Annotated in this window: 1 protein-coding gene; it reads right to left on the reverse strand. The window is 46.1% G+C overall.

Translation table 11 applies throughout. The features are described from left to right. A partial coding sequence (locus J5M71_RS28635; protein ID WP_207839050.1) for a hypothetical protein occupies positions 1–440 on the reverse strand: 440 nt, incomplete at both ends.

Consider the following 440-nt stretch of genomic DNA (forward strand, 5'->3'; position numbering starts at 1 on the left):
TTCAAGTGGTTTGATCCATTCGCCGTTGAAGCTGAACTCACTTGCATTTACCAGATGCTCTTGGAAGTTATCCATCACAGTCTGCAAGTCGTTGGCGATTCGCAGAGATGATTTCAGGAAAGCTTCAAAGAAAGGCGCTACTCGTGAGTCACTTCCTGCATAATACTCCTCAGGTGTCTCTAGGTTAGGGAAGATAAACTTGAGAAGTTTACGGAAGGCTTCTGGATCTGCGTTTCGAACTCCTTTGGGCTTGTTGTCCAGGAAGTCTGAGTCAACCATCTTGTTATAGAAGGGAAAGCTCACGATACAACCACGGGCATACGTACGGCCCTTGATCATACCTCCTTTACGCAGCCAGCCTGAGATAAAGAGCTTACCTAACTCAAGAGGCTTTTCCTTGACGATGGCTGACAGTGCTGTTTTACTTCCCTTATCTACTT

It is taken from the genome of Pseudomonas sp. 43(2021) (assembly GCF_017490805.1).
Taxonomy (GTDB): Bacteria; Pseudomonadota; Gammaproteobacteria; order Pseudomonadales; family Pseudomonadaceae; genus Aquipseudomonas.